The organism is Salinisphaera sp. PC39, assembly GCF_040361335.1.
Taxonomy (GTDB): Bacteria; Pseudomonadota; Gammaproteobacteria; order Nevskiales; family Salinisphaeraceae; genus APNM01.
Map to the genome: position 1 here is coordinate 1 of NZ_APNM01000001.1, position 13909 is coordinate 13909.

The 13909-nt window shown below is 64.3% G+C and carries 12 protein-coding genes; 3 read left to right on the forward strand and 9 right to left on the reverse strand.

Annotation, left to right across the window (positions count from 1 at the left end):
• Together PC39_RS00005 and PC39_RS00010 are read left to right on the forward strand one after the other, a co-directional pair.
• Nucleotides 1-1913: Ig-like domain-containing domain (locus tag PC39_RS00005; protein WP_353251299.1), on the forward strand; the 1913-nt coding region annotated here is incomplete at its 5' end.
• Nucleotides 1914-2033: 120 nt separating this feature from the next.
• Nucleotides 2034-4265, forward strand: coding sequence for an Ig-like domain-containing domain (locus PC39_RS00010; protein ID WP_353251300.1), 2232 nt, complete (start codon nt 2034-2036; stop codon nt 4263-4265).
• Between the two features lie 112 nt (nt 4266-4377).
• Here the strand turns inward: PC39_RS00010 and PC39_RS00015 are convergent, their stop codons facing one another.
• From PC39_RS00015 to PC39_RS00055, 9 genes are all read right to left on the reverse strand, one after another.
• Nucleotides 4378-5583: a type II toxin-antitoxin system HipA family toxin gene (locus PC39_RS00015; RefSeq protein ID WP_353251301.1), complete on the reverse strand. Its 1206-nt coding sequence runs from the start codon at nt 5581-5583 to the stop codon at nt 4378-4380.
• Nucleotides 5573-5881: a helix-turn-helix domain-containing protein gene (locus PC39_RS00020; protein ID WP_353251302.1), complete on the reverse strand. Its 309-nt coding sequence runs from the start codon at nt 5879-5881 to the stop codon at nt 5573-5575. Before PC39_RS00020 ends, PC39_RS00015 begins: the two co-directional genes overlap by 11 nt.
• Before the next feature lie 424 nt (nt 5882-6305).
• The gene (locus PC39_RS00025) at nt 6306-6701 is read right to left on the reverse strand and encodes a type II toxin-antitoxin system VapC family toxin (RefSeq protein WP_353251303.1); all 396 of its coding nucleotides are present in this window, start codon (nt 6699-6701) and stop codon (nt 6306-6308) included.
• A gap of 3 nt (nt 6702-6704) precedes the next feature.
• Nucleotides 6705-6938, reverse strand: coding sequence for a type II toxin-antitoxin system Phd/YefM family antitoxin (locus PC39_RS00030; protein WP_353251304.1), 234 nt, complete (start codon nt 6936-6938; stop codon nt 6705-6707).
• 246 nt (nt 6939-7184) lie between these two features.
• Entirely contained in the window at nt 7185-9617 is a 2433-nt protein-coding gene (locus PC39_RS00035) for an Ig-like domain-containing domain (RefSeq protein ID WP_353251305.1), read from the reverse strand.
• Between the two features lie 34 nt (nt 9618-9651).
• Nucleotides 9652-11799 carry an Ig-like domain-containing domain gene (locus PC39_RS00040; protein WP_353251306.1) on the reverse strand — a complete coding sequence of 716 codons (2148 nt, stop codon included), beginning with the start codon at nt 11797-11799 and terminating at the stop codon, nt 9652-9654.
• A 274-nt stretch (nt 11800-12073) separates the two neighbouring features.
• Nucleotides 12074-12502 (reverse strand): DUF6918 family protein, encoded by a 429-nt coding sequence (locus tag PC39_RS00045; protein ID WP_353251307.1) that lies wholly within the window; start codon nt 12500-12502, stop codon nt 12074-12076.
• An 8-nt stretch (nt 12503-12510) separates the two neighbouring features.
• Nucleotides 12511-12837, reverse strand: coding sequence for a DUF3301 domain-containing protein (locus PC39_RS00050; RefSeq protein WP_353251308.1), 327 nt, complete (start codon nt 12835-12837; stop codon nt 12511-12513).
• A 4-nt stretch (nt 12838-12841) separates the two neighbouring features.
• Complete coding sequence (locus tag PC39_RS00055) at nt 12842-13384, reverse strand: prepilin-type N-terminal cleavage/methylation domain-containing protein (RefSeq protein WP_353251309.1); 543 nt, start codon at nt 13382-13384, stop codon at nt 12842-12844.
• Between the two features lie 148 nt (nt 13385-13532).
• Between PC39_RS00055 and PC39_RS00060 the strand changes: the two genes are divergently transcribed.
• Nucleotides 13533-13895 (forward strand): flagellar biosynthetic protein FliO, encoded by a 363-nt coding sequence (locus PC39_RS00060; protein ID WP_353251310.1) that lies wholly within the window; start codon nt 13533-13535, stop codon nt 13893-13895.
• Nucleotides 13896-13909: the final 14 nt, after the last annotated feature.

Sequence of the window (13909 nt, forward strand, 5' to 3'; positions counted from 1 at the left end):
ATCCGGTCGAGCCGCTCGCGCCCGATACCCAGTACACCGTGCAGGTGGGTTTCGGTATAACCGATCTGGCCGGCAACACGCTGACAGGCAGCTTCCCGGACATCACCTTCAACACCGAGAGCATGGTCGTGCCGTTCGACGCCGACGGCCGGCCCAGCACGATCGATCCGACGCAGCGGGAGGCCGTGCGCCAGACAGCGCCCTTCCTGACGGTGCTGACCCCCGGCATGCCGTGCGCGCTGCAGCCGGCCTCGGACGAGCCGGCCTCGGATTTCCGTAGCGGCGGCGACGTGGCGGGACGCTGTGTCGGCGACGACCCGGCAATGCCGGGCGAGTACCCCGCGCCGCCACCGCTGGGTACGGAAGAGGCGCCCGCCAACCTCCCCGGCATCGACGAGGCCGTGGTCCAGTTCCCGGCACCGGTGGGGTCGGTTATCAACTACCCCGTGTTCCCGCAGCCGGCGAACAATTCAGTGGACGCCTATTTCTCCAAGCCGGTCCGGGCCGACACCATCCGCCTGGCGGACGGCTGCCTGATCGGGGGCAACGGCGGGAACGTCAACACGGTCAGCGACGCCACCGTGGCAATCCAGGTGATGAACGACAGCGGCAACTGCACCGGCGTGGTGGACGGCGGCTTGTCCCTGCTCACGCCAAACCAGCCGTTGACTCGGGGCTTCACCTTCCGGCCAGTCGACGGTTTCGCGGAAGGCCAACGTTACTGGACGGTGATCTGCGGCAGTGACGACCCGGTCAACGGCGACACGGGCACGGTGTGCAATACCGACGCGACGATCCTGGGTCAGAACGGATTGCGCCTGAACACCAATCCGTTGTTGGGCACCGGCACCCGCGTTATCGGTTCGACATCGGATCAGAGCCTGGACTGCTACATCCCGAATAACCACCCCAACCCCAAGTGCTATGACGACAACCGGGGACAGGGCGGGCCCGACATCACCATGCCGTTCGACGGCACGTCGCCGACGCGCGACTTTTACGCGACCACGCTGGCCTTGCCGGAGACCGACAGCAACGGCAACGGCTTCCTGGATAACCAGGATACCGGCGTCAATGCGACAACGCCGAACGGGCTCAACGCGAAAGTCGGCGGCATGAACACCGACGAACAGACGGCATCGAACTCTGCAGGCATTGGACGGCCGTTCAACGACGCCCTCGGCCGGGAACACATACAGCAATCGAACATCGTGTATGCGTTCACGGGTTTTGGGCTGGTCCCCGACAAGGCGGCGACAGTGAACCGCGAGGCGGACGTAGGCTACCTGAGCGGTGGGGTGCCGACCGCCATACGCGAGCGCGTCGAGGGCGAAGCCTGTGCCGCGGCCGCGGAGGTGCGCTTCGACGACGGCACGTCCGTGCTCGGCGCCGGCGCCCCGGCTACCTGCGTGCCCGTGGACCTGTTGCCCGGCGGCCTGACCACGATCACGAGTCTTGAGGGGGGCGGTGTTGGCGAGACAGGCCGCACGTTGCTGCGATTCCCTTACGCGCTCGACGAGCAGGGCGAACCGACCGGCAAACCGCAGACGGGCTACATCGTTCCGGAATGCACCGGCACCGATCTGCAGGGCGAGGACTATCACTACGCCCCCTGTTTTGTGGCCGATCTGACGGTCACGGTCATTGGCAATGACGGCGCGACGAATCCCAGCGGGCTCGAGCTATTGATCCCGCAACAGGATATCAACGTGCAGGCCTACGGCCCGGTTGCGTTCGAACAGAACGGCCGGCTCGTGATCTCGACGAAGAACGCCAATGTCTTTGCCCCGGTCGCCTATCTAAACTTTATGGGGTTCACCGCAGCGACACTCCCGACACCGACGTTCGCGGGCGGTCAGTCGCTTCAGTTGGTTGGCCCCGCCATCCACGGCGGCATCTCTTTCCCGAAATAAAGCAGAGGCGAGACAAGGGGTCGGACATATTTGTCTGATCCGATTTGAACACGGGGAGGCTTCGGCCTCCCCTTTTTTGTCCTCTAACACGCGCTTCTGCATTCCCCCGCCCGGCAACGATTGTCGTCCCCTTCGACCGACGCCGGCGGAGATGTCACCGCCCCACGGATCACGGCGCAGTATCCGAGCGCGTGCCTGTATACCTTCGGGCGAACCGCCTTCGACGCTTCCGCAGACCTGACGGCAGGGCTTGCGACGGTCGCCGCGTCCGAAGCGGGATGCACCACTACCAATGAGGCGCACGCGCCCCCGGAGCGTGAGGCGGACGTCGAATTTCTCGACCCGGAGGCGAACAGCTTTCCGCTCGATGGCAATCCCGCCATCACCTTCTCCGAGCCCGTCGATCCCACCTCGCTGGACGGCAACATCCTGATGACCGACGGCGGCGGTACGCCCGTCGACGTGCGGCTTCGCGCCGAGGGATCGAGCATCGTGATCGATCCGGCCAATCGGTTGGATGCCGACACCGAGTACACCATCACCGTGTCCAACGGCGTCACGGACCTGGCCGGCAACGGGCTGCAGGGCAGCTATGCGCCGGGCCTGCTGACCTTCACCACCGAGACGATGGTGGCTCCGCAGGGCGATGTCGTGCCTACCGAGCGCGAGCCCGTCCGGCAGGCCGCGCCCTTCCTGACGGTGCTCACGCCGGGTATGCCGTGCGCCCTGATGTCCGCCGCGGATAATCCGGAGAGCGACTTCCGCGAGGGCGGCAACATGGCGGGCCGCTGTGTCGGCGATTCGGCGACGCAAAGCGGAGACTTCCCGCCGCCGGTTGCCAACCCCGCGGGCTACCTTCCGGTGCTCGACTCCCCGGTGAGCGCGGAGATCCAGTACCCGGTCTTCAATCACCCCGCCAACCTCGCTATCGAGGCGCACTTCTCGAAGCCGGTGCGGGCCAAGACCGTTGCGCTTGCGGACGGCTGCCTGATCGGCGGTAACGGCGCCATGGCGACCAGCGGCACCGTCGCGGTACAGCGCATGAGCGAGACCGGCGAGTGCCAGGGTGTCGTGGAAGGCGCGCTCACCTTCAGCCACCCGAACGCGGGACTGACGCGCGACTTCAGCTTCCGCCCGGCCGACGGCTTCGAGCCCGGCGCACGCTACTGGATCGTCGTCTGCGGCAGCCCGGACCCCGTCTGGGACGCGGGGCCGAGCGAATGCAGCAGCGGGCAGACCATCCTAGGGCAGAACGGCCTCTCCCTGAACACGACACCATTGCTCGGCACCGGCACACGGATTCTTGGTACTAATAGTCGGATTGGCTGCGAGGAAGGCGAATCTACGAGAATCGACTGCTGGGACGACAACCGTGGCCAGGGTGGCCCCGATATCGTCATGCCCTTCGACGGCGCGCCGACCACCGAGGATTTCTATGCCGTTCAGCTTGCCTTGCCGCAGACGGATACCAACGGCAACGGCGTGTTCGACAACCTGCCGATCCCCGAAGGCCTTGACCCTTCAACCGAGACTCTCATCGCTGGTTTCCATACCGGTCAGGATCGCTCTCAGGTCGACCGTTCGGGCTTCAACGATGTGTTCGGGCTGGAACGCGCTCAACGCGCCAATATGGCTTATGTCGGTGCCATAAAAGCATTCGGCACCCAACTCGCGGAGGCCGCGTTCCTAAGTGGCGGTCAGGCGGTGGCCATCCGTCAGCGCACGAGTGGCGATGAGTGCGCGGATGCCATGAACATCATGAACGAGATGGGCACGCGCCTGGATGACAGCGACGATGTGCCTATCGTCGGTCCGGACGCCCCCGAGGAATGCGTGCCGGTGGACCTGCTGCCCGGCGGGCTGTTGACCCTCAGCGCCATCTCAGGCACTAACCTTACCCCGACGGGACGTCTCCTCCTTCGTTTTCCCTACCAGACGGACGAGGCCGGCAACGCCACGGACAAGCCGCAGCGGGGCTACATCGTGCCGCGCTGCCAGGGCAGCTTCCAGGGCGAGGCCTACGATTACCAGCCCTGCTTCGTGGGGAACCTGCGCGTCACCGTGAATGCCAACGACGCGAAGGGACTACCCGGCGCTAGCTACCTGGAACCCGGCGGCAGCCTGACACTTCCACAGCAGGATATCAATGTCCAGGCCTTCGGCCCGGTGACCCTCGCGCATAACGGCAGGCAGATTATTTCCACCAGGAACGCAAACACCTTCTCAGTGACCTCCTACCTCGCAGGATTTGACGTTGGTCTTGCGGCACCCACCAATGCAGGCGATCAGCACCTGCAACTGGTAGGCCCGCCCATCCACGGCGGCCCGGTTCAGAGCTTCGATGTGCCCTGATCCGGGGACGTGACCTGCCACGATCCACAGGGGAGGCTTCGGCCTCCCCTTTTTTCGCCGAGCGGAGAATGGGGACAGATACCCCTTACTCCTTCTTCACGCGCATACGCCGTTACGTCAGCGCCACGGGCGACATGATCGTGGCCTGCGACAGTCGATCGATCTCGGCTGGCGGGACGCCTGCTTGCTCGTACATATCTTTCCAGTCAGCCATCCGTGCGCACGTGTCTGCGATAACGGCTTCTGCCTGATCCACTGTCAAACCGAATCGGCCGGCCTGGGAGCGTGCATTGCTCAGTGTCGATGCCTTGCCGGCATCGCCAACGTCCATGGCCTGGCGGCCTTCCTGTCCGACTCGCGGCGTGGGGAGCAGGTCGTAGGCGGGCGTGAGCTCAAGCCATTCGCCATCCCAGAAGCAGGCATGGTTCTTGGCGTGGTCGTCCGTGTTACCGATCAGGATGTTGAACACCATGCGCCGATATAGCTCGACGGTATCTTCTTGCGGACGACGGGACAGGCGCCTGAGAACTTCAGCGAGCTCAGGATAGCTCGCCAGGCGGGCTTCGGTTTCGTCCAGTTGCAGCAAGGTCAGGGCGCTCAGCAGGAGGCGCCTGGTGATGCCGCTGTGCCCTGTCAGTCGGTCGAATCGCCGTACCAGCAGTATCGACTTTCCGTCGACATGCGCCAGCCGATGCTCCGGAACATCGATACCGCAGAGCCGGGCCAGTGAGAGCGTGGCAAGCTCGGATTCGACCACCGAAAACCGATCCTGAGACGAGCTGAATTTGGCGATCCAATGACCGTGTTCGTCACGAATGGCGGCCTTGGGCCGCGCGCCGCCAATGCTGGTGCCGTGCTCCAGGGCCAATCGTAGATCTTCGGGCAACGGGGCCTGACTTTCCACGTATGCTGCTGCGTCTAGGATCTGCGAAAGCGTGGCCGTCGATTGCTTCGGTGGTTGGTAGCAGTGCGGATCGGGCTGGAAGTGGAGTGCGCCGATGCGATCGCCGCCGCCCGACAAAAGATACTCGATCTCGCTCAACCGAGCCTGATTGGAGCGGTACTCGATCACCCGCCGTCCCCAATTGTCGGGCGCCGCATCCGCGATGGCACCGGGCAACCGACCCGGCATCGGGCCGGATACCGGAGCCGGCCCAAGACGCAAGGCATGCGGATCCAGGGGAATTGCCTCAGCGCGGTCCCGATAGCTGCGACCGTAAACGAATCGGATCACGCCGTTCTCGTCGAGAAGGCGCCCGCAGACGACAGGCGAGGTTGCCTTCGGCAGCCAGACCCAGACATAGGCTTCAGAAGTCATCTATCGGCTTCTTCGGCGAGCGAACACGCATCGGCGGATCGTCGGCCGGGGGCATGCCCGTGCTAAGCCCCGGCAGTCCAAGTGCCCACGCCAGCGCGGCATAGATTCCAGCGCCGACACCAGGATCGCCGCGCTCGGCGGCGCGTACGGTCGTGGCGCTGATATTCAGGCGTGCTGCCAGCGCCTTTTGCGTCTCTCGGCGCCGTGCGCGACCGGCACGCAGCGCTGCGCCCAGTTCAGCCAGGTCCCGCGATACCGGCACTGGCAATGTCTCTCCTTGCGCGATACGACTTCTCATGATCAATATACTACGCCTTAATGCTTTCAAGGCGCAATATCTTGTTCAAGACTACGAAAGGGACAGCCGCAGTTATTGCCATTCACAGGGAAGTCGGGGTCAGGTCTTGTGATTTGCTGGATTGCAAGACCTGACCCCGACTTCCCGGCCCCGTGCATGCCGGATCACGAGAATATCCCGGCCAAATCGCTTACTGAACATATGGACTCGTTATAGGTGCGAAGGCTACCCTCAACCATCGAAAGACTGACGTATCCCCGATTTCCTGCCTAGCGCTAAAAAGGGGAGGCCGAAGCCTCCCCGTGTTCAAATCGGATCAGATAAATGTGTCTGACCCCTTTTATCCTTTATCGACCGCGCTCGGCGAAAAAAAGAGACCGAAGCCTCCCCTTTTCAGTACCGCATCCGACGATGCCACCGGCCGCTATTCAAGCCAGTTTTCCAGCGATAGATCGGGGACTCGGGAGAATTCGCGCTTGTTGTCTGTAACCAGGGTGGCGCCGATGGCGAGCGTTTGCGCTGCGATCCAGGTGTCGTTGGCGCCGATCGGGGTGCCCTGGCGTTCCAGATGCGCGCGTACCCGGGCATATTGGCGGCAGGTTTCGCGATCTATCCCCAGTAGCGGCAGGCGTTTCGCCAATGTGTCGATCCGAGCACGATTGCGCTCGCCATAGGCACTTTTCTCCGCACCGAATTCGAGTTCGCCCAGCACGATGGACGAGAGTCGTAGTTGCGGCAGGGGCAGGGTTTCGAGTGTTCGGCGAACCCGCGAATCACCCTTCATCGAAGCGATGACGATGTTGGTGTCCAGCAGGTACACGACCTAACGGCCCAGTTCGGGGACGGGTTCCGCGGGTGGATCGGCCGGGGCCTCCAGGTCGATGTCATCGGCTTGCCAGAAATCACGAAATGCGTCGGCGGCCATGCGCGGGGCATCCGGCACCAATCGGCCTATGATCTTGCCATGACGGGTCACGGCGATCTCGTTCCCCGACTCTACTTCCGCCAGGATGGCGGAGAGATGGGCTTTCATTTCCACGATGGAGACCGTTTTCATCTGTATCTGTGAGACCTAAAAAATATGACCATATGGTCATATTAGAGCTGCGCGTCCACAATAGCAAGCTCCCGTGCGTGCGGCACTAGCTCGGCCTTACATCAAAGTCGATAAGGCGCAGTATTGCTCACAATCAAGTCCGCCTTCCCCGGCAAAGTGCGATGAATCAAAAAAGGGGAGGCCGAAGCCTCCCCTTGTTCAAACCGGATCAGATCAATGTATCCGACCCCTTGTCTCGCCTCTTCTTCATTCCGGGAAAGATATGCCGCCGTGAATGGCGGGACCGACCAGCTGAAGCGACTGGCCGCCCGAGAACGTTGGCGCGGGCAGTGGCCCGAGGTATCCACCGAAGGACAGATAAGCAACAACCGCGAACGCATTGGCGTTCTTCGTGGAAATCACGAGCCGACCGTTCTGCTCGAAGGCCACCGGGCCATAGGCCTGTACATTGATATCCTGCTGTGGAATCAAAGTATCGAGTCCCAGAGGATTCTCTGCGCCGTCAGGCCCGCTGACCGTGACCGTCAGATCGGCCACGAAACAGGGGGCGTAGTGATAATCCTCGCCCTGCAGGTCGGTGCCGGTGCATTCGGGGACGATGTAGCCCGTCTGTGGCCGGCCCGTCGAATCACCCTGCTCGTCGAGCGCGTGGGGGAATCGCAGCAACAAGCGGCCCGTTGGCGCCTGGTTGGCAGCCTGGAGATGCGTGATCGAGATCAAACCACCGGGCAACAAATCGACGGGCACGCAGCTATCCGGGATGCCGGTCCCCAGGACGGATGTGCCGTCGTCGAAGCGCACGTCGGCGGCCGCGGCACAGGATTCGCCCTGGAGGCGTTCTCGTATGGCCGTCGGGGCCCCACCGCTCAGGTAGCCTACGTCCGCAAAACGATTGGACGTCGCGACACGACCGGGACTCAGACCAATGACCGTAAACGCATACGCGATGTTCGCCTGTTGTATCCGCTCTCGACCCAGAGCGTCGTTAAACAGTGGAATGGTACCACCCGAACCGCGAAGATATGTCTTTTCGTCGGTATTCGCGCCGGTAACAATCGCATCCAACCCGTTCGGCGATGTTGAAGTCACGCCCCCGCTCTGTTGACTATCGAAAAAACCGTTGCCGTTTGTGTCGGTTTCCGGCAAAGCCCGCGTGGTTGCATAGAAATCGCGAGTCGGCGCGGCGCCTTCGAATGGCATCATGACATCAGGCCCGCCCTGACCACGGTTATCGTCGTAACAGAAGGGAGAACTAGTCGGGTCTAAATCCGGGTCAAAGCAAGTAGAACCGGCGGCTCCCACTCTGCCGGTACTACGGGTGCCCGTTCCCAGCAACGGATTAGTATTCAGCCGCAATCCGTTCTGACCGAGAATCGTCGCGCCGGTGTTGCACGCCGTGCCCGTGCTCCCATTGGCCGGATCGTCGCTGCCGCAGATCACCGTCCAGTAGCGCTGACCTTTCGCAAAACCGTCCACGGGTCGGAAGGTAAAGCCGCGAGTCAACGACTGATTCGGCGTGAGCAGGGACAAGCCGCCGTCCACCACGCCGGTGCAGTTGCCGCTGTCGTCCATCATCTGGATCGCCACGGTCGCATCGCTGACCGTGTTGACGTTCCCGCCGTTGCCCCCAATCAGGCAGCCGTCCGCCAACCGGATAGTGTCGGCCCGGACCGGCTTGGAAAAGTAGGCGTCCACGGCCACGTTCGCCGGCTGTGGGAACACGGGGTAGTTGATGACCGCCCCCACGGGCGCCGGGAACTGGACCACAGCGTCGTCGATGCCAGGGAAATTGGCGGGTGCCTCTTCCGTGCCTAATGCCGGCGGCGCAGGTAACTCACCCGGCATCGCCGGGTCGTCACCGACACAGCGTCCCGCCACGTCGCCGCCGCTACGGAAATCCGACGCCGGCTCGTCCGAGGCCGGCTTTAGGGCGCACGGCAGGCCGGGAGTCAGCACGGTCAGGAAGGGTGCCGTCTGGCGTACGACTTCCCGCTGCGTCGGATCGACCGTGCTCGGCTGGCCATCGGCACCGACGGGCACGACCATGGGCTCGGTGTTGAAGGTGATGTCCGGGTAGCTGCCCGCCAGCGTGTTGCCCGCGAGATCGGTTATACCGAAGCCCACCTGCACGGTGTACTGGGTATCGGGCGCGAGCGGCTCGACCGGATCGATAACCACCCTCGACCCCTCACTGCGCAGGGGCACCGGCACCTCGGTGCTGTCCGCGTTGTTGATGAGCATGATGTTGGCATCAAGGCTCGTCGGGTCCACCGGCTCGGAAAAGGTGATCGATGGGCTGGATCGCAGCGGGAAGCTGTCCGCCCGGGGTTCGGTGAAGGTGTAGAACGTGGTCTCGCTGGGCTCGTCGCCATCGGGATCGAGTGCATCGCTTGTTATCACCTCACGCAGAGTCAATGCCTCGATGCAATCGGCTTCCGGCGCCGAGAGCGTCGTCAGGTCGGGCACGCCGCTGACCGCCTCGCTGTATTCGAAGCCCTCGGTGTTGAAGGTGTAGGCACAGGCACTCGGATACTGCGCGGTGATCCGTGGGGCGGTGACATCCCCGCCGCTGTCGGTCGACGGGGACGACAATCGTTGCCGGGCGGGGGGAATGCAGAAGCGCGTGTTAGAGGACAAAAAAGGGGAGGCCGAAGCCTCCCCTTGTTCAAGGTGGATCAAACAAATGTGTCCGATCCCTTGTCTCGCCTCTGCCTTATTTCGGGAAAGAGATGCCGCCGTGGATGGCGGGGCCGACCAGCTGAAGCGACTGACCGCCCGCGAACGTCGGTGTCGGGAGTGTCGCGGCGGTGAACCCCATAAAGTTTAGATAGGCGACAGGCGCAAAGACATTGGCGTTCTTCGTCGAGATCACGAGCCGGCCGTTCTGCTCGAAGGCCACCGGCCCATAGGCCTGCACGTTGATATCCTGTTGCGGAATCAAAGTCTCGAGTCCACCAGGGTTCGTCGAGCCGTCATTGCCGACGACCGTGACCGTCAGATCGGCCACGAAACAGGGTGCGTAGCGGTAGTCCTCGCCCTGCAGGTCGGTGCCGGTGCATTCCGGGACGATGTAGCCCGTCTGCGGCCGGTCCGTCGAATTGCCCTGCTCGTCGAGCGCATAGGGGAATCGCAGCAACACGCGGCCCGTTTTGCCAATACCGCCACCCGTAAGATTCGAAATTGTGGTCAGGCCACCGGGCAACAGGTCGACGGGCACACAGGTGTCCGGGGCACTGGCGCCGAGGACGGAGGTGCCATCGTCGAAGCGCACCTCCGCCGCCGCGGCACAGGATTCGCCGTCTACGCGTTCGCGTATGGCCGTCGGGACCCCGCCCCCCAGGTAACCTACGTCCGCAGCACGATTCGTTTCCCCCGCACGGTGTGGGATCAGGCCAATACCCGTAAACACATAGGCAATGTTCGCCTGTTGTATTCGCTCCACACCGAACGCATCGTTGAACGGCATTCTTGAGCCGGTCTGTTCGTCGGTATGCTCGCCGGTGACAAGCGCGGTGAGTCCGTTCGGGGATGTCGAATTTAACTCTTCGACCAGCTGATTATCCAGATAGCCATTGCCGTTGGTGTCGGTTTCCGGCAAGGCCAGCGTGGTTGCGTAGAAATCGCGCGTCGGCGCCGTGCCGTCGAACGGCATCGTGATATCAGGTCCACCCTGTCCCCGATTATCGTCGTAGCACGAGAGATTACGTCCCGCGTCGGGGTCAAAGCAGGAATCGCCCTCGGTCTGCGCAGAACCTATGGAGCGGGTGCCGGTCCCCAGCAATGGATTGGTATTCAGCCGCAATCCGTTCTGGCCGAGAATCGTCGTGCTCGTATTACACGACGTGCCCGTGCTGCCGTTGACAGGATCGTCACTGCCGCAGATCACGGTCCAGTAACGCTGGCCCTCCGCGAAACCGCCGACCGGTCGGAAAGTGAAGCCCCGCGTGAGCGGCTCGTTCGGCGTGAGCATGGACAAGCGGCCGTCCACCACGCCGGTGCAGTTGCCGCTGTCGTCCATCACCTGGATCGCCACGGTGGCGTCGTTGACCGTATTGGCGTTCCCGCCGTTGCCCCCGATCAGACAGCCGTCCGCCAATCGGATGGTGTCGGCCCGGACCGGCTTGGAAAAGTAGGCGTCCACGGCCACGTTCGCCGGCTGTGGGAACACGGGGTAGTTGATGACCGACCCCACCGGTGCCGGCAACTGGACCACGGCCTCGTCGATGCCTGGGAAATTGGCGGGCGCTTCTTCCGTGCCCAACGGTGGCGGCGCGGGGAACTCACCTTCCGCTGCCGGGTCGTCGCCGACACAGCGCCCCGCCGTATCACCGCCGGTGCGGAAATCTGAAGCCGGCTCGTCCGACGCTGGCTTCAGGGCACACGGCATGCCGGGCGTCAGCACGGTCAGGAAGGGTGCCGCCTGGCGCACGGGTTCCCGCTCGGTCGGATCGACGTCGCTGGGCTGACCATCGGGGCCGACCGGCACAACCATGGGCTCGGTGTTGAAGGTGATGTCCGGAAAGCTGCCTTCCAGCGTGTTACCGGCGAGATCGGTTATGCCAAAGCCCACCTGTACGGTGTACTGGGTATCGGGCGCGAGCGCGTCGAGCGGGTCGATGACCACGCTCGACCCTTCGCTGCGCAGATGCACCGGCACTTCGGTGCTGTCCGCGTTGTTGATGAGCATGATGTTGGCATCGAGGCTCATCGGGTCCACCGGCTCGGAAAAGGTGATCGACGGGCTGGACCGCAGCGGCAGGCTGTCTGCTCTGGGCTCGGTGAAGTTGTAGATCGTGGTGATAACGTGCTGCGGATCATCTGGATCGAGCGGATCGCTTGTTACATCCTCGCGCAGAGTCAATGCCTCGATGCAATCGGCTTCCGGCGCCGAAAGCGTCGTCAGACCCGTCTCGCCGCTGACGGCATCGCTGTATTCGAATCCTTCGGTGTTGAAGGTGTAGAGGCAACTGCTCGGATACTGGGCTGTGATGCGCGGCCCGACGACATCGCCGGTGGTGCCCTCGGCCGGGGCTTCGAGACGCAGCCGGAAGTTGGTGGTGGCAGTGTCGGTCCGATTGACCGACTTTCAAGTTGGGCGGCTGAGATGCCGCCCCGCTATGGCTCCGGAGGGGAGGTTAGAGGTGACGCTCCAGCACGGCGACCACGGCCGGCAGCGAGCGCACGACCTCGGCGCGGGCCCGGCCGCGCAGTTTGCCGTAGAGGTTGCGCACGGCGCGGTTCTCGACCCGCTCGATGCGGCGGTCGGTGACCGCGAGCAGGCTGTCGGCGACGTCGCCGTCGCGGGCCAACAGGTGGGGGCCGAGGGCCTCGCCGGCGGCTTCGGCCTCGGCGTGGTAGGGATCGAGGGCGCGGGCGAATGCCGGCAACAGGTAGCGCAGGGCGCGTTCCACCAGGTCGGGGCGGGCGCGCCGGACGAGGTTGAAGCCGGTGCGTATCACCGGCCCGCGCCGGCCGATCTCGTCGCGCACGACGGCGGCGCAGTCGGCGACCAGCGGCTCGAAGGTGCCGGGGGCGAGCAGGCGTTCGGAGGGCGGTCGGCTCATCGTCGGTGTCATTCCGGGTCGGGGTCCGGGAAAGGATACGGGTCGAGGTGTACTCGCGCGATGCGGCGGGCCCGCATCTCGACCTCGCCGGCGTAGCGTCGGTCGCCGGCGACGAAGAACTCGAAGCCGTAGGTTCGGCGCAGGCACAGGCCGCCGCCCGGGGCGCGCGCCGGACGCAGGCGTTTGAGGGCCAGCTCGTCGATGAAGCCGACGCCGGCCTCGGCGCAGGCCTTGCGCGCCGCCCGCCGGGCGGTCGTGCGGGCGCCCAGATTGTGCCACCAGGCCAGGCCGGCCAGGGCGAGCAGGAGCAGCAGGCCGATCCCGTTCAGGCCCACGGTGTTACCAGTTCCAGTCGTCCACGCTGCCCTTGCGGCAGTTGGCGGGCACGAACAGATGTCTCTGGGACTGTTCGTTCACGGTGCAGCGGAAGCGCACGGCGCCGTCGTCGCTCTTGATCTGCAGGTGCAGGCCGATGTCGACGTTGTTCCACTGCGGCTTCTGGTAAGAACGCAGCACCAGGGCGAAGCCGCCGGATTTGGGCTGATATTCCACCTGTTCCCAGATGTCGCTCTCGTAACCGAAAACGTGCTGGAAGGACGCGGCGTCGCCGCCGTGAGCGGTGCCCGTGGCTTCCGGCCAGCCGAGTTCGGTGAAGTCGCGCGGCAGGCGCGAGACGTTGGCGTGGAAGGCCGCGATATCCGGCTTCTTGGCACTGAGCAGGGTGAGGCCCTCGGTGACCTTGGCCCGGACCACGTAGTACTGGTAGGCCGGAATCGCGACGGCGGCCAGGATCGCGACGATGGCTACCGCGATGAGCAGTTCGATCAGGCTGAAGCCACGGTTGCCGCAATGTGTGCGGGGCGCTTGTGCGGCATGTCCCATATTGCTAAGTGACCGCAATTCCCGTTATCTGTCAAATATTTCCGCTGCCTCGCAGCGGTCGCCTGCCGGCCCCCGCGCGCGGGGCGGCGCTGGCCGTACCCGCGCCCGTAGCGGTATCTTTCCGGTCGAGCCCACGAAGGTGAATGCCATGACATCGCGTGCCGTCCTCGCCCTGACCGTCCTGGCCGCGGCCCCGGCCGCCCTGGCGGCGCCCGCGGCCGGTGCCCGCTGGCTGGATATCGCCCTGGCGGTGGCCGCCGGCGTCCTGCTGTTGCTGGCCGTCTGGCTGTTCCTCCGCCAGCGCGGGCGCGGCGCCCGCCGCCGCGGTCCCGTGGAATTGCTGCAGGAGCTGGATATCGGCGGGCGCGAGCGCCTGCTGCTGGTCCGGGTGTCGGGCGAGTACTTGCTGCTGGGCGCGACCCAGGAGCGGATCAGCCTGCTGCGGCAACTCGAGCGGGCGCCGGTCCAGCCGGCGGCCGCCGACGAGAAACCGCGCGAGCCGACGCTCTAATCCGGCCCGTGTCG

Bases quoted from the DNA above. Each gene is read 5' to 3' on its own strand.
- PC39_RS00055 (WP_353251309.1), bottom strand. From the start codon at position 13,384: ATGGGACATGCCGCACAAGCGCCCCGCACACATTGCGGCAACCGTGGC.
- PC39_RS00030 (WP_353251304.1), bottom strand. From the start codon at position 6,938: ATGAAAACGGTCTCCATCGTGGAAATGAAAGCCCATCTCTCCGCCATC.
- PC39_RS00045 (WP_353251307.1), bottom strand. From the start codon at position 12,502: ATGAGCCGACCGCCCTCCGAACGCCTGCTCGCCCCCGGCACCTTCGAG.
- PC39_RS00020 (WP_353251302.1), bottom strand. From the start codon at position 5,881: ATGAGAAGTCGTATCGCGCAAGGAGAGACATTGCCAGTGCCGGTATCG.
- PC39_RS00015 (WP_353251301.1), bottom strand. From the start codon at position 5,583: ATGACTTCTGAAGCCTATGTCTGGGTCTGGCTGCCGAAGGCAACCTCG.
- PC39_RS00060 (WP_353251310.1), top strand. From the start codon at position 13,533: ATGACATCGCGTGCCGTCCTCGCCCTGACCGTCCTGGCCGCGGCCCCG.